Below are 20,704 nucleotides of genomic sequence, written 5' to 3' on the forward strand. Positions count from 1 at the left end.
TAAAAAAGTTAATGTCGTTATTCAAGTCCAATACTCCAGATAAGAAGTCTACCCAACCTAGTAGGACCAAAACATACAGCAGCAAACCTAAACCTAAAGTTCAGCCGACTCGAATTGGAGAGCTGGGAGAGCATAAGATTAATATTCAACTGGATCAACTCCCTAAAGGGTGTAAGTATGTGAGTGATTTAATGGTGGCAAATCCGAAGTCACGTACCGGGTATTCGCAGATCGATCACGTTGTGATCACTCCGCATGGCTTGTTTGTCATCGAGACGAAGAACTACAACGGAGAGATAAAAGGGACAAGAGACAATAAGTCTTGGACGGTGAGCAACCGGTTTAAGATGTATAACCCGTTTATGCAGAATTACGGCCATATACAAGCGATTAAAAGCTTACTACCCGACTACCAAGAGAGCCGATATATATCACTCGTTTCATTCACGATGCGTTGCCGATTTAGCGTTGACCCTGAGTTGAGAAAAATCCAGTCGGATGAGTTGATCGTGTACGATGTAGAACTGTCCGAATATATCCAGCGCAAAATGAACCGGATTCAGGCCGAAAAGTCGGAGCCCGCTCTAACGGAATCGGATATTCAGAAGATCTATCAATCTCTGAAAGAAGCCAACATCACTGATCCGAAGATTCGGGCTGAGCATGTGGATAAGGCGGAGAGTGTGAGGAAGGTGAAAAAATAGCCAATAAATAATTGCCGCTGACCACTTATGGAAGTGGAGAGCGGCAATTTTAATAAAGGGGTAAACTTAAAATAGACAGTGAACTTAGTAAACGGGTTGCATAAACACCTTATCCACATATTTATAATAATCGAATAATCCTTGAGATCCATAAGGGGCAATGATTTCATCACCATCAATCTCTATGTACCTCTGGCCAGTAATTGATAATTCCTGCTTGATTGGATTGATTTTCTGCAAGTCCCCAACGGTTGTAAAGGAATAAACCCAAATGCTTAAGTCAATTATTGAATTGCCAGCTGTGACGATTAATTCGCTAATGCCATCTTGATCAAAATCATGGAGAGCGGCTTGTATTTTATAACCCTCCTGTAATTCCCCGTATTCGTCGAATACTCCCGTATCACCAGACAAGTCAAGCTGCCAACCCACGGAAGTAGAAGGGAAGATCATCACAGCCTTAGTCCCGTTAGGGTGATCTAGTCCTAAAACTAATTCCGCCTCTGTTGTGCCAAATCTTAAAGGCAAAGTTACATCAGGCTCACCAGGCTTCCACTCTACTTGAGATAAATTCTTTTCTTCAGGAGAACGAATTAATGAGTCGGACGTCGGAATATCTAAGGCTGCATGTTCTGGCTGTGTCTCAACATGATTCGGTGTAGCTTCTTGCTGACTATTATTTGAAGTAGTTGTAGTTTCCTCGTTGTCAGATGGAATGTTTAAGCTATCATCCCCCTTGTTCTTTTGTCCCTGAGGATGTTCTTCGTTGCTCTGTACTGCTTGGGACGTATTTAATTTGTCACTTGTTTTCCCACAGGCAGATGTCACTGCAAGGATAAAAATAAATGCGATTCGTATTGCTAGTTTTTTCATTTCTTGATTTAGTCCTTTCTGATAACATGTAGGTATTATTATCCAACTGAGATTGGCAATATTATCTATTATATTTAATCGATAATATTTGGAAAGTATTTTATTTATCTTGTACCGCAAATGGTCTTTAGTGATGTAATCATTTAATACTGATAGGGAAAGGAGCCAGCTCATATGCCCATCGAATTAGGAGTGTGGAAAATCAATGAAAAGGTGGAGAAAATCCATTTTTCAAATATAGAAACCGAGCGCAAGCTTGAGGATGTTATTGCCGATGATATTAGCATTATTGACCCTTCCTTGATGCTTATCGGCAGGCAGATCAGTACGGCGTTCGGTAAATTCATTGATATCTTAGCAATGAATGCCGAAGGTAATTTGGTTGTGATTGAGCTTAAACGCAACAAGACTCCTCGTGAAGTTGTTGCGCAGACACTGGATTATGCCTCCTGGGTCCAACAGCTAGATTACACGGATATCATACGTATTTATAGTGATAAAAATCCAGGAAAGCAGCTGGAGCAAGAGTTTGTAGATCATTTCAAGACTGATTTTCCTGATGCCTTAAATGAGCTGCACGAATTAATTATCGTGTCGGCCGAGCTGGATCCGTCCACTGAACGGATTATCAATTATTTGACGACCTTCGGTGTACCTGTGAATGCCCTCTTCTTCCATTATTTCAAAGATGGAGATAACGAGTATTTAGCAAGGAACTGGCTCATTGACCCCAATCAAGTGGAAGCTAAAGCCTTAAGCGTGACATCCAAAAAAGACGGGAAAGGCTCCTTGGAACGGAAAAGACTATTACGTTTCCTTGGGAGACGGGATTCATCGGAACTGGGAGGATTGCAGACGATACGGCTTCATTTCGGCTGGGCAAGGAAGGTGGTACAGCAATACGCTGAATCTCCTTAAGCCTGGTGCTCGGATCTTTGCGTGTATTCCTAAAGTAGGGTATGTCGGTGTGGGTGTTGTTGAAGATGAAGTGGTGTCAATCAAGGATTTTCAGGTGGTGGTTGATGGGAAGAATATACCGCTTCTCGAAGCGGGCTTGCATGTCAACATGGATAAGGATGTCGATGATCCTGATCTCTGCGAGTACGTGGTGCGCGTGGATTGGATTAAGACGCTTCCGAAGCATGAAGCAATCTGGGAAAAAGGGATGTTCGCAAATCAGAACTCAGCATGTAAATTGAGAAACCAGTTTACTATTGAACGTCTCACGCACCATTTTCAAATAGATGAAGAATAGTAGGGTATATTCATCTAGGAGTTCGTGAGGTATATTGATACCTCCATCTAAATCGACGACTTAACATAGAGAGCCAAGGCTAGACAAAAATCATTAGCCTCGGCTCTTCATCATCACTTATATTTCAATCGGTCGATCACGGGAATTGATTGCTTAGGTCATCTTGTATGAGCTATTCCGTGCGAGTCGCTTTGCCGAAGGCGGTAAGCGAACACTTTTAACTAATCACCAGCCACCCTCACCGTGGCTGTTTGTGGTAGACATCGGGATGGTAGGAATCGGCTTTGATGGATCGGTTATAGTTAGGCTACCCGGTAATACCAAAGTTCCAGTGAAGCTAAGGATGAGTGAAAACACCACTAACTTTTTTTTCATTTTGATAATAAACCTCCTTCATTATGGCGGCGTATTTTTGGAGATCTGAATAACTTAACTTATGTCGGATATGCTCAATCGTCGTGCAGCATCTCACGATGTTAGCTGTACTATTAATTTTATATGAGATTTCCAAACTCTCCAATATATATTTCGATCCTTTTTGAATGTTATCCTTCCATATGTAATACTTTCCGAGATCGGTAAGAAAATTGGCAAAACGGTCATCTATTATATATTCTGTATAACTTCCGACTCCTCCCCCGCGTTTGAGATGGTTTAAGATCAATTTTTCGAATTTATCGAGATATTGATCGATTTCAAAATGATACATATTAGCAGCCTGAATGATTTTAAACAAAGCTTTTAGTATTTCGTTTTCACGGGAGGAGAGATAATCGATATACGGTTCTAGCACATCTGTATTACCTTTCATTAGTTCATATAAATAACGGTTGCCTTTTGCCCATTCCCGAAATTGTTCTTTGGTTATTTCGGCAGCTTCATCTGATTCTTTAACCCAGCTTTGATCCTCGTAACAGGATACATAATAAAGTGCTTGATCATAGTCATCGTTTTCAGCTGCTATCGAACCTAACAGCAAATCAGAGTACAAAATATAGCCGAACAAAGGCTTGGCTGGTCGTTTAAGTCTACTGCTAGGTCTGGCTTGTTTATGTTTTTGAGAATATAGTACTCTGGAGATACGTCCCATCTCCTGAATATAGTATTTCGCCTTATTCCATTTACGTAAAGATAATAACGTGTTAGCTAAATCTTTTAGTGCATCTAATTGTACTGCATCAGGGAGCCGTTTGACATAGTTTTCAAACTGTATTGTGCAGTCCAGGTTATGTTCCTGATCCGAGTTTAAGGAGCAAGTAAATATTCTGTATTGACACATACCCAATCGCTCGGCATGTTGGTATTTTTCACTTTCGGCAACTTTTTTGTAAATGATCAGGGCCGCTTCTCGATTTCCCTTATGGTATAGTGCTTCTGCGGTATCAAAGAGCAAAGATGAATACGTTAAATTATCCATCATCATTCCAACAAGCTGATCTAAGCATTTGAGTTTATTTAGTTCGGCACAGCGCATGATAAATGGGCCAAGTCGTCTCCAATTAGGGGATGACTGAATCATGCATTCATACGCATAAAAGGAATAAAAATATCCCTCTTCCAAATTCATAGCTTCAGTTACTAAATCAAGGTTGGAGACGGAAAGGGGCTGTTGCCCTTTGATGAATCGGCTCAGTGTTCCTGAATTAATCCTTGATTTATTTGCAAACGAGGAAATGCTGAGGTTTTCCTTCTTCAGGTATCGTAATAGTTCCGTACTTATCGTTGTGTCTGTAGGTAACAAAGATATCCCCCTCCAGATTTATATTCCATATTCAGGAAAATGACGTATATAAGTAATTTAATGCATAAATACACCATTGGTCAATAACTTTATTGGGATTTGATTTAGGAATGTTTCTGTTAGCGTTGTTACACTTAACTTTGAAGGATAGGAAAGAAGGTTTAATGCAGCACTTTTTTACGATCTTGCTGCCCTATATGACTCTAATCTATTAACAGGCGGTGATAAGTAGCCTAATTGGGAAACGATGCAGTTTCTAGACGAACAGGTGGATGAAATCTGGATTTCAGCTTTCGAGACATGGGACGAGATGAATGGGGATACACTGGGCTTTTACTGTTTTTAATTTACTATTTGCTTGTTTATATTTGTTTAGTAAAACGTTAGGGAATGGATTTTACAGATGGATTGTCCATGATAGTTAAATATTGCTGGTGTGGATATTAATGAAAGTAACGCTAAAAACAAACATGACGATTTATTTTTTTCAACGCTATCTTGTGTGTGAAAACAGAAGGTGGGCTAGCTGGTAAAGTGAGAGGATCGTGGTTTCGTAATTGCGTGTCCTTATTTCTTAAACCTCTCATTGAGGGGATTATTCAACCTAAAGTTGTTGTAACATTGGGGGAAAAGGTTACCAAGTCATTATTACATGAGTATGGTTATAAGGGTGTAAACTTTAAGGAATTGGTTGAAAGGGATTCACCGATCATCGTCGGTAGGAATACAGCAGTTTTTCCGGTGTTCCATTGATACCTAAGGACAAGTACAAATTATTTTTTTCTAAACAGATATTCAGTGCAAGCAAGCAGGGCGAGAATAATAAAGGATAAATTAACCCATCTATTCGCCCCCTTTTTTAAGGAATGTCATGTCCGTGACTCTCTTCATCCCCACCTATAATAACGGTCATATTACTGAAAACCTCGCTCGTAATAAAGTCCTGTATCTACTGAGAAAAAGATCCTAGTTTTAAGTGACATAGCAAGGCCTCGAGAACCTTTTCCATATAATTCAAGTAGAGTAAAATATTTAAGTTAACTATGATCGGAGATCAGGTTCAATCCCGAAAGCAAGATGGAGAGGTTGTTATGAGTAGAATTTTGGTCACACCGGAGATGTTGCTGCGCGTTGCAGAGCAATGCTCCAGGGCGCATGAACAGCTGGAAGCGATGATACACATGCTGAATCAGAACATCCATACGCTGGAGTCTGCCTGGGAAGGTACGACGAGATCCCTTTTTTATGCGGATTTTCAGCAGGCGCATCGGGAGATGACGCAGACCACGGAGCATATCCAGCGGATAAGCCTGGAGCTGAGAGGGATTGCCCAACGATTTAAGTCAGCAGATGAGCGGGGACAACCGATCCAAGTTGCCGGGCATGTGCTGGGAGCATTCCCTATGATGAGGGGCCGCGCAGGCGATAGTGCCGTAGAGGATGCCGGGAGAAAAGCGGAGGAAGCCTGGAATTCGGTGCAGCAGGAAGCCGGAAACGTATGGGACACAGTGAAGCAAGAAGCAGGGGAACTATGGGAGGGCGTAAAGATCGGAGCCGCCCAGTTCGGGAACTCGTTAAAGGATACGGCGATGTCCTTGTACGAAGATCCGCTTGGAACCGGGCAAGAGATGCTCTATAATGCAACCATCGGGACGGTCGAGGATATTTGGGACACAGCGGTATGGGCTGGCCGAATGGTTTTTAGTAACGAATATCGTGAAAAAATCGTGGCAGACACCATGAAAGAAGTCGATTCAGCAGGCGGCTGGTCCAATTACTTGGGTCAACAGTCGGCTATGATCCTTGGAGGCGCTATTCTCAACCGTGCTGGAATTAGGGGTAGAGGCCCGCTGAATAATAAGCATGATGATCTTGGTGGCGGTGATAGTGGCGCTAGTGGTGACGGTAGGAAGTCGGGGGATGAGGGTGCCGGTAATGTTAAACCGGTAAAAGAAGTAGAAATTGTTGATAAGAATGGAAGACCAATCGGTGAGTTAGACGAAATCGATTTGAAGAACGGTGTTTTTTATGAAGATAAAACAGCTAAAGGATTAAATATAGTAAATCCTAAGACAGGGTTACCTGCCCAAACTCCTCAGCAGTTTGCTGATAAGCAAATACTAGATAAGACTAGAAAAAGGATAGTTAACCTGGAAGAAGCTATTGCAACTAGACCGACAAAAAATGGTACACCGGATGTACCTTCACTAGACCAAATCCAAAATATCCGTAAGTTCGTCTTTAGATTAGACGGAGATACACCTGAACTAAGGCAGGCAGTCGAGAACAGCCTAAATCAACTAAGAAAAGAATTTCCTGACCACACATTTGAAGCAATATTTGGAGGGAAAGATTAATGTCTATTGCAGCTATGATATTAAACTCAGAAAACGAGTTCGAGGAAAAATTTTATATTCCTGTAGCATCAGAAGCTTTTTTCGAAGAATGTTGGATACCTGCTATTGAAGAACTGAACTTAGAATGGATTAATGTTTTTTCCGTTGGATTAGATATGGAGAAGGAAGACTTGCCTTTTGTGATGAAGGAGCTATCCCAGATAAAGGAGTGGGCAAAAACAAATTTACCCAGCGAAAAACAAGATAAGATAATTGAAAGAATTGAATTACTTGAAGCTGAACTTCCTATCGCTTTTCGAAGAGAAGGGGCAGTAGTGTTTATTGGCTAGGTTTCAATAAGTACTGGTGGGGCTACCCAGTGCCGAATAAAACATTATACCTATGTTTGGCTAACCTACCAGGGGTTGATTAGTGGCTATTAAACAGCCGTGCCTATTTCGGAAATATTCTGCCCGCCGTGCACCACGCATCGCCCGTTAATCGGCCGGGAGATAACGAAGCCAAGCAAATTCATCTTTCATGCAAGAGAGGATCGTTCCGTTGAGCTTCTAAAAGAGCGAATGAGCAGTGAAGGATGGAGCTATGTCCAGCAAGAAGGCTCTAATTATTTTTTTGAAAAGGGAAATGAAGAAACGATTGTTACCGTGCAACAATGGAATCATAAATATATCATTTATCAGGTTAAAGATAACGTCATCAATATAGCGGACTAGTAAGCAATTAGGTTGTACATTTTAATGAACAGACCCCTATCATTGTTATTTGAAAATGGTGGGGGTTTGTTTAATTAATTCTTTATCAACTTTAAATAAGGCTGCATCATAACGTTTATAGAGGCGAATGAGTCACGGAAGTATAGAGACTCATAGAGGGATGATACACTATGGAAAAGATGGTGCTCATATAGTACCAGCTAAACCATCAGAATAAAAAATAAGAAAGAGGATGTCTATGGAAGCAGATTCTTTATTTAAAACATTAAGAGAGTATGAAGGTGTAGAAATCGTATTAGAGTGGGACAGTGGATTAAGAATTGTAGGCAAAACAGACACATTTTTTGAGACAGACAATGGATTAGATGATGATGATCCCGAGTACGCAGAATATTATGCAACTGCATTTCAAGTAAATCAAATTTTATCCTATCCTTCTATTAACGAAGGCAGTGTATATAATTGGTTGAAAGAAGGAAAAAGTTCATTGGTTGAGATTTCTCTCTATGAAGATCCACCAAGTTCAGTAAATTTAATCGACGGAAAGAAAGTATGGGAAAGGGGAAATTTATAATTAGTATTCGGGAAGGCGAAAGGGGGCAAGCGGATTGAGAAAAAGAACTAAGAATATTCTGATTTCTTTCTCTGTAATAACATTGATTATCTTTTCTATACTTTTGATTAATCAAAACATCAAAAACGATAGAGATTTAAAAATGAAACTGGAATCTATAATAGGTAATTCCGTATTTGAAGTCTGGAATTTTTATCATAATCTTGGCAACTTTCAAGATTTGGATGGTAAAAGCATTCAGGAGATAAATAATCAGCTATATCGTGTAGAGGGCTATTCTAAAGTTATAGATTCGGGAGTATCGACAGAGTTATTAGTTCCTATTGCCAATAAAATGAATACAAAAATTAGCGCAATATCTTCTAACTATAATGAAACAGAGGAAATAACTGAAGCTGATCAGGAAGTATTCAATCAAATGGTCCAAGATTCAAGAAAGATTTCTGAGCTGATTACAGAAATTTATTATCAAAATAACATTCATCAAGAAGGAAAAATTAAACTTAAAATTACGAACTATGAAGAGTTAACGGAATTTAAATAATTTAAATGACAACTAAGATGGAACAACGTAGCGTGTAGATAGGGGTCGTTATCCGATTACGGGCGACCTACTTCTTTTGTGGTTCAATGCTAGGTCAATCGTTTAAGCAAAAAAAGGACACCAAGTCCTAAGCAGACCTCGTGCCCTCGAAGAGTTGCATACTGGAATTTTTACCGAACAATGCCTGATGCTCATCGCTCCTCTAAGCTTCCTCAAGCAGCTTCACTTCAACGTCCTCACATCCACCGTATTGGATAGGACATCCACTTCATTCGGAATAATCCCTTTCTCAAACATATAATCGGCGACCGCTTGCCAACGTTGGCGGACGGTGTCATCAATCGGGTCAAACGGGTATAAAGAGCCTTCCAGCTGCTGACGCGCGACGGGTTCGGAGACGCCTTGGATGTCCTGAATTAATTGGACGGTGTGATCGACGTCGTCGGATAGAAGGGCGGACTCTTCATTCAAGCCTTCGAACACTTCATGGACGAGCTCAGGATGCTCCTTCAGGAATCCGTTTCGCACAATATACACCGTATCATTCTCGGATTCGATGTCGCCTGCGGAAATGACCAGCTCTGCACCGAAGTCGACGAGCGCCACGGCCGTGAACGAACCCCATGTCGCCCAAGCATCGACTTGCCCGCTTTCAAAAGCAGGTCCCGCTTCCGTTGGCGGAAGATAGACAATCTCGACTTCGCTTGCATCGAGTCCGCCTTTCTCCAGTGCTTTGTATAGTAAGTATTCGCCCGTGCCGCCGCGGTTGACGGCGATCTTCTTGCCTCGGAGATCGGATGGCCCCTTGATGTCGGCTTCCGGCTTGGCTACAATGCCTTGATTATCTTGATCGCCAGGCTGCTTCGTAAAAATCGTAAATTCCGAGGAGCCCCCGACAAGGGCGCTGATGGCTGCCGTAATGGAGCCGATCGTAATATCGATCGAACCGGCGTTTAACGCCTCGATCGCTGGCGACATGGCTGCGAAACCGCCGGTTTTTTCAATGCTCGCTCCGGCTGCTTCCAGTCTCTTATACAGGGGCCCGCCTTCCTCGGATAAACTTAATGGCTGGGCACTGCGCAGTATGCCAAGACGAACGGGTACGGCGTCATCCTTGGCACTAGCTTGTTTCGCTTGGCCGGCGTTACCGCAAGCCGATAACGTAACTAACAGAATTACTAATAGTAAATGTAAGCTTATTTTTCGCATAGGACACTTCCCTTTTTGCCGGATCATTTAGTGGATGTTATGAGCCCACGTGAAGACCTTCTCCTGTTCTTCTTGCTTAGGTGTGGTCACGGCCTGACGGTCAACACGCAGGTGGGGCAGGATGTATTCTCCTACACGGTAAGCTTCTTCAAGCAGCGGAACGCCGGAGAAAATAAACGTTGAAATGCCCGCATCCTGATACTCTCTTATGCGCGCCAGAACGGTTGCCGGACTGCCAACGATCGTTGTGCCCGGACCTGGTCGTACCAGACTCATCCCGGCCCATAAATCCGGATAAATTTCGAGCTCCCTCGCGTCTTTAGGAATTTGGCCGTTGTGATTGCGTAGCATGCGCTGCTGCCCCACCGAATCGCTGTTTCGCAGAACGTTTTGCATATGTTCCACGGTTTGCGGATCCATCGTCTTAAGCAGCCGATCCGCTTCTTGCCATGCTTCTTCGTCCGTATCGCGCACGATTAGATACAGCCGGATGCCATACCGCATAGTACGCCCTTGTTCAGCAGCTAAAGCTTGAAGATCTTTGATCTTCTCGGCGACCTGCGGAGGCGTTTCGCCCCAGCTCAGGTACGTATCGATATGCTTGGCTGCCGCGAGGTGGGCCGCTTGCGACGATCCGCCGAACCACAGGGGCGGCGTTGGCTTCTGCGTGGAAGAGAGCTGCAGGGCTTTGCCTTCGGCGGTAATATACTTGCCATGGAAATCCAGGCTTTCTCCGGCCACCGCTTGTTTCCACACCTGAATCCATTCATCCGTGTAGGCATAACGTTCATCATGCCCAAGCGTTGAACCATAGGCACGCATTTGTGCCGTGTTCCCGTTCACGATATTTAATAATACGCGTCCACCGGAAAAATCATCGAAGGTTTGTGTCATTTTCGCGGCGAGCACGGGGGAAATCAGCGGCGGATGCACAGCGATGAGAAAACGCATATTGTTCGTGCTGGAAATGAGGGAGGAGCCCAGCACCCACGTATCATGTGGGCCCGTTGCCAGCAATGCGCCGGTAAATCCCAATTGGTCGACAGCCGAGGCAATCTGCCCCAGGTAAGGCAAATCGATTTTGCGCGCACCCTCCGTTGACCATGGACTGCGGCCATCCGGCGCGGTTAAATACCAATACACTTCAATGTTCTCTTTATGTGCAGCCATCTATTCTCCTCCAATTTCTACGGGTGCAGGTAACACGGCATCTGAAACGATAATGGCTTTAGGCAAAATGTGCTGCCTTGCTAACAGATCGGCAACCCGCTGCTGTTCGGTTATGAATTCCTCGGTAATCGGCTGCAGCCCCCAAGGTCTCCGCTGAAGCGCGGCTTCCCATGAATCCACGGAAGGCCAATCGGGCAAGTCCCGTGCAAACAGCTCTGCCGCTTCGCGCGTGTTGTCTTGAATCCATTGATCTGCTTGCTGCAGCGCTTCAACTACGGCCTGGAGCAGCTGCGGCTGATTCGTCGCGAAATCCCGGCTGGCAAACCATACGGAACGGTGAGAGATATGGGACTCAAGTGGCACGAGCGTGCGAATGAGACCTTTGTTGTGCAGCTCCGTCAGCTGCGGATCGTTACCGACCCAAGCCTCCACTTCGCCGGCCAGCAGTGCCTTTGCCCCCGCATTACCTATATCCGCACGGGCGACATCATCATATAGAAGGCCTGCCTTATCGAGCGCGGTTGCCAGAAAACTCGTATGCCAGGACCCTTCGGACAGCGCAATGCGCAAGCCTTTCAAATCGGCAACGGATTGCACCGGCGATTCCTTGCGCACGACTAAGGCGCCGCTAGCTGTACGAGGATTCGATACCGCAACGTATACAATATCGATATCCGAAGCCTGCGCGGTTAACGGCGGGGTAGACCCTGTACCTCCGAAGTCGATTTCGCCGGAAGCGATACGCAGAGGCGTCCTCGCTCCGTCGGTGTAATCAACCCAGGCAACGGATGCGTTGTGGTCATTAAGAATCCCTTCCAAAAAGCCTAAGCGGCGCAATACGAATAACGAATGATTATTGGGATGAACGCCGATGGTTACGTCTGCTTTCGTTTGAGTCATGTGAGAGACACTCCTTTGGCAATGTTTTGTTCAGCTGCGGCTAACGGTTCTGGAAGAATCCAGTCCCATACGTTCACGGGATGCGGGAGGAAACCATGCTCGAACAGGAACCTGCTCTGGGCATCAAGCGCCGTTAAATAGTCTTCGCGCAGTGCCGGTCGAAGGGAAATATTACGATAAGCGGAGGCTACATATTCGGAGGAAGCGCCGGTTTCCTTTGTAACGACCCGAATGAAATCCTCGGGATGATCTTTGGACCAATCGGCGGCACGAAGCAGAGAAGTGAGAATCTGTTCCACGATATGCTCCTGTTCCGTCAAGGCCGTATCGACGGTCACGGTTCGGGGCACGCCATTGTTGACTCGCACCAGCGGGTCAGGATGGAACCCGAGCTCGATCACTTCCTTTAGGCCAACCGTACGGGCGGCCTCCAGCCCGGTAGCTCCTTTGACAAAAACGGCATCAATCTCACGCCGCTGCAGCGCCTCGATTTCGGTATTCCACGAATCCCTTCTACCTTCACGAGCCGCTTCAAGATGGGTGATGTTGACGTCATCCAGCGTAAGATTCGCCAGCGAGAGCGCATTATGAAAACCGCGAAGCGCTTGGGCCGCCCGAAAATCAATCTCTAAATATCGATGACGAGGAATCCCGATTCGTTTTCCACGCAAATCGCCAGGCCCCTGAATATCCGAGTCGAGAAGGGTGAGGATGGCTTGATATTCATCGACCCAGCTTAGTCCGATAAGCCGCGTATCGCTCCCGGTTGAACGCGCCCATAAAGCCGGAATGTTTCCTCCTTCCCGCACCAGGAAAGGCAAGGTGTGGTTAAAATGCGCATCAGGCAAAGCTTGACGGGTGTCTCTCGTTAGTTCCGCTGCCGTACATCCGGACTTTTCAAGCTCCTGATGAAGAAGCCCGAGATCAAGGGCCAAGCTGGCTGCTGTCGGAACCGGGCAGCGGGTAATGATAATTTCCTTAACGGTTTCTTGCGGGTTATCCACGTTAGGCATGCTTCTGGGCTCCTTTCTTTTTCTAGATATCAGAAAGTATAAACTTCGGAGAATCTGCTGCCTGATATCGTAAGAAAAACTACCGCTAAACGCGGTCTGTCTTCTTTGAAAGTACGTCGATAAACGTTTTTCTTACGATTTTTTCACGTCCAGTGAAACGCTCGCTTGTGATCCACCTCCTTCAAGAAATAGTTATGGAATTCTCCTCCCAAGCGGGAGGGTATTCGAAACCTATGAACCTTTCTTTAATGGATAGGGGAGGTCTTCTGCTTCATGCGGGCTTGCCACTTCGGTTATGCCCATGACCCGTTTCAGGATGTGATCGATGAATGCTGCCACTTCGGCATTTCCCCGTTGACGGGGGCGTGAGAAAGGAACGGTTCGATCCATCGCAATCCGGCCTTCCTCAATGAGCACCACGCGATCAGCCAAGACGACAGCCTCTTCGACATCGTGCGTAATCAAGACGGTCGTAAATGGCTGCTGCTGCCACAGCGATTCGATTAATTGCTGCATTTCAATACGGGTCAATGCGTCCAATGCTCCTAAAGGTTCATCGAGCAGCAATAATTTGGGATGGCTGGCTAATGCTCTTGCTAAGGCGACTCGTTGTTTCTGACCGCCGGAGAGCACGGACGGCCATTCATTGGCCCGGGCACCGAGCCCAACCTGATCTAAAGCGGCTTCCGCTTTATGACGGTCTTCTTTTCGAAGTCCGATCGCTACGTTATCGATGACCTTATTCCAGGGCAGCAGCCTGGCGTCTTGAAACATCATCCGGGTCTCGGTTTGCACATGGTGGACCGGATGGTCATTGATCCATATGCCTCCCGACGTGGCGGGCTCCAATCCGGCGATCACGCGCAATAGCGTGCTTTTCCCACAGCCGCTTCGCCCGATGATGGCTATGAACTCTCCCGGCTTCACGTCCAGCTCAATGCCTCGAAGTACAGGCTGTTCGCCAAAGCTTTTCTGTAATTGGGTTATACGAAGATGTACACCGTGGGTAGAGGATTTCAGGGTCGACACATCCTTTCAGGGCTTAGTTGTGATAATTCGGGTTCCATCGTAAGAACCGCCTCTCTAAGAGCTTCGCGATGGAATCGGCCAGCTTTCCAAATAAGGCATACAGCACAATGGTCAGCAGAATGATATCGGTTTGCATGTATTCTCTTGCATTCATGGCCAGAAAGCCGATGCCCGAATTCGTAGCAATCGTTTCGGATACGATCAGGGTCAACCACATGATGCCTAAAGCGTAGCGAAGTCCGACCAGAATGGAAGGAAGCGCACCAGGCAGAACAACTTTCCAGAAGAGCGAAGCGGTGCGCAGTCCGTATACGCTGCCCATTTCGATCAATCCGTTGTCCACGGAGCGGATGCCGTGCAAGGTATTGATGTAGACCGGAAATAACACGCCAACCGCGACCAAGAATATTTTCGACTCTTCGCCAATACCAAACCATAGAACGACTAGGGGAATCATCGCCAGATGAGGAACATTGCGTACCATTTGAATCGTGGTATCCAACAATTTTTCGGCGATGGACGATAAGCCGTTGATAAAGCCCAGTACAAGACCGATCCCTCCGCCGATTAAGAAACCAATGAACGCTCTTTGGAAACTGATGGCGATATGTTCGATTAACTCTCCTGACAACAGCAAATCCCGGAAAGAAAATAAAACGTCCTGAGGCAGGGGGAGGATTTTCCTCGAAATCACGTTAAGATTGGATAATATAGCCCACACAACGATTAGTAAGATGGGGAGAACCCAAGGCAAACATTTTCCGATGATGGGATTGGACATGAGCTTTCTCATCACTTCAACTCACCTAGCCTTCAAAAATAGGATCAAAAGAAAAAGGCCACAACGCCAGCACAATATCTGCTGAGGTTGTGACCTCCATTTGAATGGTCGGTATCATTTAATGTTTAATAATTCCTATAAGTTTAATATGGATTTGATTATACTTCCCGATTTTGGTTTCGTCAACCGGAAATGTGCGAGTCTATAGTCTATGGAAGAGGTTATGTTAAAATATGGTGTGATGAAAATTCATAGGGAAAATAACGTACTTGATTGAAGTTTGATATATAGGGGTGTTTCCTATTAACCCAAAAATAGTTTTGTTGTATGTTGTTCTTGTTGCGTCGCTTATAACCTCCTGTTCGCCAAGAAACCCGGATCGAATAGAAGAATCCGGCTCGTTGGAGATGGTAAATATTTATTTGTACCGTAACGATTCCCATCGTGTTCAGCCCGAACTGATCAATGTTCAAAGTGACCCTGATTTGCTAAGTAATGCCGCACAATGGCCACAGAGTGGAGAACCCGAACAACTGCCCAATATTCAAGAAATTAAACAAATGTATGTCTTTCAGTTTCAATTTCGCAACGGAGATACGATCCAAGATGTCTATTATATGTATGTTACCGACACGAGTAATGAGCAGTACATGAAGGAATTTGAAGGGAGTCTTAAAAAAGATACGGACAAATTTGATGCTTCAGAAAAAGAACGGATACTAAATTTAATAGGACTTGAAGGTTGGAAAAGGGTTCCAGAATCAGACTTATTCAATTCATGATTGTTAGATTGAAGCGTGTCAATGTTCACTAGAAGGACTAGTAGAAGCTTGTTGAACGATATACATCGAGGAGGTTGACCCAACTAAATGAAAGCGACAATCGAAGGACTTCTCCGCGTATTAGGAGAGCATCACAAGGAGGCCCACGGCATTCCGGAGGCGGACATTCAAGCAAAGGAACAGAGCTTGGGTTTTCCGTTGCCGACGTCACTGCGGGAATATTATAAGATTTTAGGGCAATCCCCATATATCACTCAAGGGTGCAATAACCAATATGAACCGCTCCCTCTGCAGGATGTATTTATTCCTGATGATACATTTTTTACGACAGATAAGGCATTTCTGATCTTCTATCAAGTAGAGGAGTCCGTAATATATTGCGGGATCCGACTTCAGGATTTGGAGCAGGAAGATCCACCGGTCTATTTGTGCGCGTGGAACTCTCCCGACTGGCAGCTGGAAAATCGATCACTTCAACGTTTTCTCGCTGGCAAGGGACTCGTTCAGTTGGGCGTTGAGGATCGGCTGCCGTATTGGGCTATTTTCGATGAAAGCATGTGGAGCTTGTCCGACTATCGCAGATATATGCGTCTGAAGGAACCGGAGCATGAGATGGAGGAAGGATCAGAACTGAATGCATGGAAAATCTATCTGAAGGACGATGTGCTGATCGTGTTTGAACTTGACGTATCCGAAGAGGAGACGGATGAACTGTTGGCTGTTTACCTGGCGTCTTTTCAGAGAGCGACCATGGAAAAACTATTGAGCGAGATGGGGCAGGCAAACAATTTGCCTGCGTTTCGAACGAATCTGTCAGCTCAGTGAGGGTTCAGGTGGACGGTAGGAAGTGGAGGGATGGCGTAAACCATTTGCATATTATTGAAGTAAGATTCTCGTTTGCACAGCCTCGAACGCTGACTTCTGAAAAAGATTTTGAGGCCTTATGGCTCTTCTTCAAGAATGCCTATCATAAGCGCTTCCCGGACCTTTGGGGAAATATATTATAAATTCGTTTGCATCTCGAGAGAGGTGCTTTTTTTTCGTTTAAAGATTCCTTACGATCCCTTCACCAATTACAGCAAGATTTGAAAAGTAAGGGCTGGCTATATTTGTTAAGTTATATTCGACAAACATAATAAGGAAGGGGCCGTAGCAAAAAAATCAAAATAACCTCAATGGATGGTTGGAGTCGAAAACCTGTCATGTCGAGAAAAGACTTGGCGATCATGTTATTAGTACCTAGAAGTGGAGGAATCATAATGAATATAGAGCACAATAAAGAGGAAAGTAAATCAATAATAACACCACATGTTCTCAAACGGTGGTCAGGATTTATGGCAGTAATAGCAGGTATTCTATATATCGTCATTCAGTTTATCCACCCGACAGATGATATCTCTTCTGTGCACACAAACTCTTGGGTAGTGGTTGCATGCCTGACTATGGCTATGTCGCTCTTTAACCTGATCGGAATTACGGGATTCTATATAAGCCAAGCGAAAGAAGCGGGGTGGCTTGGCTTGGTCGGTTTCCTTTTGTTCAATCTGTTCTGGTTAATGTCAATCATTTTTAGTTTCATCGAAGCATTTGTTTTGCCGTTGTTGACAAGTGATGCTGAGAAGTTTGTGGAAGGAATGGCTGGACTCTTTGGAGGAACGGTTAGCGAGGTTGATCTGGGGATCTTCCCAATATTAGCACCGCTCGCGGGAGTATTGTATATGCTAGGAGGTCTGCTGCTAGGCATCGCCACATTACGTGCCAGAGTCTTCCCTCGCCCAGCAGCAAATCTGCTGGCCTTCGCTTCTGTAGTGACCATTGCTGCTGCAATCATCCCCCATCCGTTTGATCGGGCATTGGCGATACCTATGGGATTAGCTCTTATATGGATGGGATATGCTGTTTGGTCGGAACGTAAGTAAGCATCGAATTAGAGATGTCTTCGATCTTCCCTATTTGAATGAAATAAATAGTTCCTCTGACGGTTTGGCTCCTCGGTGCAACCTTAAATTTCCAGATCGTCAGGGAGTTTCTTGATTGGTGCATAGATATGGTAGGTTGAATCCAGATTGTGGACGTCATTAAAAACCTGGATAAGCTCAATATCCGATTGATCAGACTCTTGCTTGGAAATCTTTAAGAATCTTGCATAGTCTGTTTTGAGCACTTCTCCAATATCAAGCAGGTCACCAAAATAGTTGAACCTCGCACAAAAAATAGTCGGTACGTCAACCGTGAAATAAAAGGGTTTATGAATTTGAATGTCACTTGGGATTCCGAACAGAACTTTGAACCGGGTTGAATTGGGTTGACAGTTTGAATAAATGACAAAACAAGAACCATTTATGTTGTCATCAATATGATTCAACAGCATTTTGGAATGAGAGTGAATCTTCTTCTTGTAATCATCAGTGGCTAGGTCTACTTCAAAGGCAATCCCGCTTATTCGGGTCTCTTTGAACTCTGTCAGTGTGAAATCCGTGACGACATCACCATTCATATTTTTAAATGGTCTTTTAACCACAGTAGGTATTGGAGTCGGAGAGATTTTATTGAACCCTGCTCTTAGCGAACTCGGAGCTACTCCGTAATGTTGTTTGAATGCCCGGGTGAATGAGGCTTGCGTACCAAAGGCTAACTGATAAGCAATATCGGTTAGCGACAAGTTGTTGTTATGAATGAGTGATAAAGCGGCATTCAATCTTCTAGATAGGATGTACTGATTTAACGAACAGCCCATCATGGCAGAGAAAAGCCTATGAAAATAATATTTAGACATATTGAAAGTAAGAGCAACGGATGACACGGATAAAGGCTGTTCTAAATTCTCCTCAATATGAATCAATGCTTGCTCTATTATCCTATGATGGTTCATACTAACTCCCTTCGTCACCCGCTCTAATTTTTGTGCTAAGTATACCACACGCGTTATACCGCTAGAAGGCAATTTGCCACCCGCGAATTATTAAACAGACACTTTTCATTATTTGTATAGAATTACCTGCTTTTCTTCAGAATGACTGACCGATTCTGTCAGGGATAGAGGGATATAATTGGTTATAAATAAGTCGATGTGTTATGGGTGGTGCTATATATTGGATTAGGAGGAACGAAAATGAATTGGAATTACTATGATACGTTTATTACCATTGCCGCAGATTGCCCCGTTGAGACTGGAACGCAGCCGCCGGACAAGAAAAACGGAAAAACCAAGCCGGGCATCGAGTTTGAGTTAATCACGAATCATCCGTATGGCTATACCCAGGAGGAGCTTTTGTACGAAGTGCATATCCGGCACAAAAACATTCCGGAGGCAGAGTTAGCCGAGAGAGGGAACCAGATTCGAGACGAATTTTTTATGAAGCCGCAACCATGCTTGAGAGCATCGATGCTGCCGAAGAAATACGGGTGGGGTATTCATTTCAATGCAAAGGGGCAAATCGCGATCGTTCCGGTGGAATCCCCTGATTATCGGCGCTTCGTGGAAGGAGCCTATGGGAATGTGAAGCTGCTAGCCGCGATGAGAAACAAGAGGAGGTGAGTGCGACCACAGGTTCAGTAACACATGTTTGATTTGATCAGTGTCCCCCATACAAAAAAACCACCCCCAAAGCCTACGACAAATGCAGTCACTTTGAGGGCAGCCCCATTTAACCTTACTTACAAGTCCAATTGCCTCGCTCTACAACCTACTTCGCACTTGGCAGCAATTTATTTAACAAGATCGCTGCAAGCGAAGCAGCCAGAATCGGTGATCCGAGTAAATATTGCACAAACGTAGGCAACGTGTACAAGAAATCTTTAGGAATGAGCACTAACGCCAACGTCAAAATCATCGGGATGGCGATAATGTACATTTCTTTTTCCCCGATTTTTACGTTCTTCATGACCTGGATCCCGTTAATCGAGATGATGCCGCAGACGATGGCGAATACGCCGCCGATGACCGCGGTTGGAATCGAGGAGATCAGCGCAGCCAATTTGCCGGAACAGCCGAAGAGGACAAACCATCCGCCTACAGCAAGGAAGACCCGACGACTGGCCACACCCGTGATGGAGATAATGCCTGCATTCGTGGAATAGCCGGTAACCGGCGTGGAGCCAAGTCCCGAAGCAATCAGGCAGCTAATCCCTTCACCAATCACCCCACGGTTAATGTTCTTATCCGTTAATGGTTTATCAATGACATTGCTGATGGCAAACCATGTCCCCGTCGTTTCTGCCAGCAGGACGAGATAAATAATGATCATGGTGATGATCGCCGAGAAGTCGAACGAGAAGCCAAAATCCTTAAACGGAATCTGCGGCATGCTGAACCACTTGGCGTTTGCGACAGCGCTGAAATCCAGCACTCCCATAAAGTTGGCCGAGATACACCCGATAATCAGTGCGACCATTACAGACGTAACGCGGAATATCGCGCCTCTCGTGCGGAACAAAGAACCCAGGATCACGAACAGAATAAGCGCAGCCGCTGAGATCAGGGCCAGCAGCACGTTCTGATTGATGGTAGCGTCCGTGGCGCCATAGATATTGTCTCGGATGGCAACCGGCAATAACGACAGACCGACGATGAAGATGATCGTGCCCCCGACAATAGGCGGGATGAAGGAAGTAACGATTTTATTGAAGATTCCTGTATACCCCAAAATAATCACGAGGATCGCGCCAATTAAGCTCGCGCCCAGCACCGAACTCCAACCCATCTCTCCGCCGCCGCTGGCGGCATATATCGCGACAATCGCGCCGAGCGGAACATAGGAAGGGCCTTGCGCCATCGGCAGCTTCATACAGAAATACGTTTGCACGATCGTGGCAAGCCCGGCCGCAATAAACGTGGATTGAATCAATGCGCTAGATTGATTGGGCGCTAAGCCGATAAGCATGGCAATCAGGAAAGGGACAACATAGACGTCCATCGCGACGACATGCTGTAAACCGAGAATGGCGGATTTTCCGAAAGATATTTTGCCGTCGGGCGGAACCGTTAAATGCTGTGATTTTGTTTGCGTGTCATTTAGCTCTTCTGCTTGTGTTTTCACTCCGCTGGACACCTCGAATG

General features: G+C 45.1%; 22 protein-coding genes. 12 read left to right on the top strand and 10 right to left on the bottom strand.

Going from position 1 to position 20,704, the window contains the following annotated elements:
• Positions 1 to 11: 11 nt before the first annotated feature.
• Positions 12 to 704 carry a nuclease-related domain-containing protein gene (locus GYMC10_RS05255; protein ID WP_261979735.1) on the top strand — a complete coding sequence of 231 codons (693 nt, stop codon included), beginning with the start codon at positions 12 to 14 and terminating at the stop codon, positions 702 to 704.
• An 84-nt stretch (positions 705 to 788) separates the two neighbouring features.
• Here GYMC10_RS05255 and GYMC10_RS05260 read toward each other — a convergent pair whose 3' ends face one another.
• Positions 789 to 1,577, bottom strand: a complete 789-nt coding sequence (locus GYMC10_RS05260) for a hypothetical protein (RefSeq protein WP_012819195.1) — start codon at positions 1,575 to 1,577, stop codon at positions 789 to 791.
• 174 nt (positions 1,578 to 1,751) lie between these two features.
• Here GYMC10_RS05260 and GYMC10_RS05265 point away from each other — a divergent pair, with 174 nt between their 5' ends.
• Entirely contained in the window at positions 1,752 to 2,495 is a 744-nt protein-coding gene (locus GYMC10_RS05265) for an endonuclease NucS domain-containing protein (protein WP_049788671.1), read from the top strand.
• A 49-nt stretch (positions 2,496 to 2,544) separates the two neighbouring features.
• A complete protein-coding gene (locus tag GYMC10_RS32715; protein ID WP_049788672.1) occupies positions 2,545 to 2,832 on the top strand; it encodes a hypothetical protein in 288 nt (95 codons plus the stop codon).
• 337 nt (positions 2,833 to 3,169) lie between these two features.
• Here GYMC10_RS32715 and GYMC10_RS05270 read toward each other — a convergent pair whose 3' ends face one another.
• On the bottom strand, positions 3,170 to 4,573 hold the full coding sequence (locus GYMC10_RS05270) for a helix-turn-helix domain-containing protein (protein WP_012819196.1): 1,404 nt from the start codon (positions 4,571 to 4,573) through the stop codon (positions 3,170 to 3,172).
• A gap of 1,091 nt (positions 4,574 to 5,664) precedes the next feature.
• On the opposite strand from GYMC10_RS05270, the gene GYMC10_RS05275 reads away from it, so the two are divergent.
• From GYMC10_RS05275 to GYMC10_RS05295, 5 genes are all read left to right on the top strand, one after another.
• Positions 5,665 to 6,930: a WXG100 family type VII secretion target gene (locus GYMC10_RS05275; protein ID WP_012819197.1), complete on the top strand. Its 1,266-nt coding sequence runs from the start codon at positions 5,665 to 5,667 to the stop codon at positions 6,928 to 6,930.
• The gene (locus tag GYMC10_RS05280) at positions 6,930 to 7,259 is read left to right on the top strand and encodes a hypothetical protein (RefSeq protein ID WP_012819198.1); all 330 of its coding nucleotides are present in this window, start codon (positions 6,930 to 6,932) and stop codon (positions 7,257 to 7,259) included. Before GYMC10_RS05275 ends, GYMC10_RS05280 begins: the two co-directional genes overlap by 1 nt.
• A gap of 511 nt (positions 7,260 to 7,770) precedes the next feature.
• A complete protein-coding gene (locus GYMC10_RS31760; RefSeq protein WP_261979580.1) occupies positions 7,771 to 7,860 on the top strand; it encodes a polymorphic toxin type 50 domain-containing protein in 90 nt (29 codons plus the stop codon).
• Positions 7,861 to 7,881: 21 nt separating this feature from the next.
• Positions 7,882 to 8,217 (top strand): hypothetical protein, encoded by a 336-nt coding sequence (locus GYMC10_RS05290; RefSeq protein WP_012819199.1) that lies wholly within the window; start codon positions 7,882 to 7,884, stop codon positions 8,215 to 8,217.
• A gap of 34 nt (positions 8,218 to 8,251) precedes the next feature.
• The gene (locus tag GYMC10_RS05295) at positions 8,252 to 8,761 is read left to right on the top strand and encodes a hypothetical protein (RefSeq protein ID WP_012819200.1); all 510 of its coding nucleotides are present in this window, start codon (positions 8,252 to 8,254) and stop codon (positions 8,759 to 8,761) included.
• A gap of 222 nt (positions 8,762 to 8,983) precedes the next feature.
• Here the strand turns inward: GYMC10_RS05295 and GYMC10_RS05300 are convergent, their stop codons facing one another.
• From GYMC10_RS05300 to ssuC, 6 genes are all read right to left on the bottom strand, one after another.
• Positions 8,984 to 9,970 carry an ABC transporter substrate-binding protein gene (locus GYMC10_RS05300; protein WP_012819201.1) on the bottom strand — a complete coding sequence of 329 codons (987 nt, stop codon included), beginning with the start codon at positions 9,968 to 9,970 and terminating at the stop codon, positions 8,984 to 8,986.
• A 27-nt stretch (positions 9,971 to 9,997) separates the two neighbouring features.
• Entirely contained in the window at positions 9,998 to 11,140 is a 1,143-nt protein-coding gene (locus GYMC10_RS05305) for an LLM class flavin-dependent oxidoreductase (RefSeq protein WP_012819202.1), read from the bottom strand.
• The gene (locus tag GYMC10_RS05310) at positions 11,141 to 12,040 is read right to left on the bottom strand and encodes an aliphatic sulfonate ABC transporter substrate-binding protein (RefSeq protein ID WP_012819203.1); all 900 of its coding nucleotides are present in this window, start codon (positions 12,038 to 12,040) and stop codon (positions 11,141 to 11,143) included.
• Positions 12,037 to 13,053 carry an ABC transporter substrate-binding protein gene (locus GYMC10_RS05315; protein WP_012819204.1) on the bottom strand — a complete coding sequence of 339 codons (1,017 nt, stop codon included), beginning with the start codon at positions 13,051 to 13,053 and terminating at the stop codon, positions 12,037 to 12,039. The genes GYMC10_RS05310 and GYMC10_RS05315 overlap by 4 nt, the downstream gene beginning before the upstream one ends.
• A 231-nt stretch (positions 13,054 to 13,284) precedes the next feature.
• Positions 13,285 to 14,082 (bottom strand): ATP-binding cassette domain-containing protein, encoded by a 798-nt coding sequence (locus GYMC10_RS05320; RefSeq protein WP_012819205.1) that lies wholly within the window; start codon positions 14,080 to 14,082, stop codon positions 13,285 to 13,287.
• 13 nt (positions 14,083 to 14,095) lie between these two features.
• Positions 14,096 to 14,875, bottom strand: a complete 780-nt coding sequence (gene ssuC / locus GYMC10_RS05325; RefSeq protein ID WP_012819206.1) for an aliphatic sulfonate ABC transporter permease SsuC — start codon at positions 14,873 to 14,875, stop codon at positions 14,096 to 14,098.
• A gap of 395 nt (positions 14,876 to 15,270) precedes the next feature.
• Here ssuC and GYMC10_RS05330 point away from each other — a divergent pair, with 395 nt between their 5' ends.
• The 3 genes from GYMC10_RS05330 (at position 15,271) to GYMC10_RS05340 (ending at position 17,564) form a co-directional block, all read left to right on the top strand.
• On the top strand, positions 15,271 to 15,645 hold the full coding sequence (locus tag GYMC10_RS05330; RefSeq protein ID WP_261979736.1) for a hypothetical protein: 375 nt from the start codon (positions 15,271 to 15,273) through the stop codon (positions 15,643 to 15,645).
• Between the two features lie 87 nt (positions 15,646 to 15,732).
• Positions 15,733 to 16,470: an SMI1/KNR4 family protein gene (locus GYMC10_RS05335; protein WP_012819207.1), complete on the top strand. Its 738-nt coding sequence runs from the start codon at positions 15,733 to 15,735 to the stop codon at positions 16,468 to 16,470.
• Positions 16,471 to 16,904: 434 nt separating this feature from the next.
• Positions 16,905 to 17,564 (top strand): hypothetical protein, encoded by a 660-nt coding sequence (locus GYMC10_RS05340; protein WP_012819209.1) that lies wholly within the window; start codon positions 16,905 to 16,907, stop codon positions 17,562 to 17,564.
• Positions 17,565 to 17,647: 83 nt separating this feature from the next.
• Here the strand turns inward: GYMC10_RS05340 and GYMC10_RS05345 are convergent, their stop codons facing one another.
• Positions 17,648 to 18,517, bottom strand: coding sequence for a helix-turn-helix transcriptional regulator (locus tag GYMC10_RS05345; protein ID WP_012819210.1), 870 nt, complete (start codon positions 18,515 to 18,517; stop codon positions 17,648 to 17,650).
• A gap of 240 nt (positions 18,518 to 18,757) precedes the next feature.
• Here GYMC10_RS05345 and GYMC10_RS05350 point away from each other — a divergent pair, with 240 nt between their 5' ends.
• Complete coding sequence (locus GYMC10_RS05350) at positions 18,758 to 19,183, top strand: DUF6157 family protein (protein ID WP_012819211.1); 426 nt, start codon at positions 18,758 to 18,760, stop codon at positions 19,181 to 19,183.
• A gap of 148 nt (positions 19,184 to 19,331) precedes the next feature.
• On the opposite strand, the gene GYMC10_RS05355 is transcribed toward GYMC10_RS05350, so the two are convergent.
• Positions 19,332 to 20,684 (bottom strand): uracil-xanthine permease family protein, encoded by a 1,353-nt coding sequence (locus GYMC10_RS05355; protein WP_012819212.1) that lies wholly within the window; start codon positions 20,682 to 20,684, stop codon positions 19,332 to 19,334.
• Positions 20,685 to 20,704 lie beyond the last annotated feature (20 nt).

This window comes from Paenibacillus sp. Y412MC10 (genome assembly GCF_000024685.1).
In the GTDB taxonomy this organism is placed as follows: Bacteria; Bacillota; Bacilli; order Paenibacillales; family Paenibacillaceae; genus Paenibacillus_AQ; species Paenibacillus_AQ lautus_A.

Excerpts from the sequence above, each read along its gene's own strand:
- GYMC10_RS05255 (WP_261979735.1), top strand. The coding sequence starts at position 12 with ATGTCGTTATTCAAGTCCAATACTCCAGATAAGAAGTCTACCCAACCT.
- GYMC10_RS05260 (WP_012819195.1), bottom strand. The coding sequence starts at position 1,577 with ATGAAAAAACTAGCAATACGAATCGCATTTATTTTTATCCTTGCAGTG.
- GYMC10_RS05265 (WP_049788671.1), top strand. The coding sequence starts at position 1,752 with ATGCCCATCGAATTAGGAGTGTGGAAAATCAATGAAAAGGTGGAGAAA.
- GYMC10_RS05275 (WP_012819197.1), top strand. The coding sequence starts at position 5,665 with ATGAGTAGAATTTTGGTCACACCGGAGATGTTGCTGCGCGTTGCAGAG.
- GYMC10_RS05280 (WP_012819198.1), top strand. The coding sequence starts at position 6,930 with ATGTCTATTGCAGCTATGATATTAAACTCAGAAAACGAGTTCGAGGAA.
- GYMC10_RS31760 (WP_261979580.1), top strand. The coding sequence starts at position 7,771 with ATGAGTCACGGAAGTATAGAGACTCATAGAGGGATGATACACTATGGA.
- GYMC10_RS05290 (WP_012819199.1), top strand. The coding sequence starts at position 7,882 with ATGGAAGCAGATTCTTTATTTAAAACATTAAGAGAGTATGAAGGTGTA.
- GYMC10_RS05300 (WP_012819201.1), bottom strand. The coding sequence starts at position 9,970 with ATGCGAAAAATAAGCTTACATTTACTATTAGTAATTCTGTTAGTTACG.
- GYMC10_RS05305 (WP_012819202.1), bottom strand. The coding sequence starts at position 11,140 with ATGGCTGCACATAAAGAGAACATTGAAGTGTATTGGTATTTAACCGCG.
- GYMC10_RS05310 (WP_012819203.1), bottom strand. The coding sequence starts at position 12,040 with ATGACTCAAACGAAAGCAGACGTAACCATCGGCGTTCATCCCAATAAT.
- GYMC10_RS05315 (WP_012819204.1), bottom strand. The coding sequence starts at position 13,053 with ATGCCTAACGTGGATAACCCGCAAGAAACCGTTAAGGAAATTATCATT.
- ssuC (WP_012819206.1), bottom strand. The coding sequence starts at position 14,875 with ATGAGAAAGCTCATGTCCAATCCCATCATCGGAAAATGTTTGCCTTGG.
- GYMC10_RS05330 (WP_261979736.1), top strand. The coding sequence starts at position 15,271 with ATGGTAAATATTTATTTGTACCGTAACGATTCCCATCGTGTTCAGCCC.
- GYMC10_RS05335 (WP_012819207.1), top strand. The coding sequence starts at position 15,733 with ATGAAAGCGACAATCGAAGGACTTCTCCGCGTATTAGGAGAGCATCAC.
- GYMC10_RS05340 (WP_012819209.1), top strand. The coding sequence starts at position 16,905 with ATGAATATAGAGCACAATAAAGAGGAAAGTAAATCAATAATAACACCA.
- GYMC10_RS05345 (WP_012819210.1), bottom strand. The coding sequence starts at position 18,517 with ATGAACCATCATAGGATAATAGAGCAAGCATTGATTCATATTGAGGAG.
- GYMC10_RS05350 (WP_012819211.1), top strand. The coding sequence starts at position 18,758 with ATGAATTGGAATTACTATGATACGTTTATTACCATTGCCGCAGATTGC.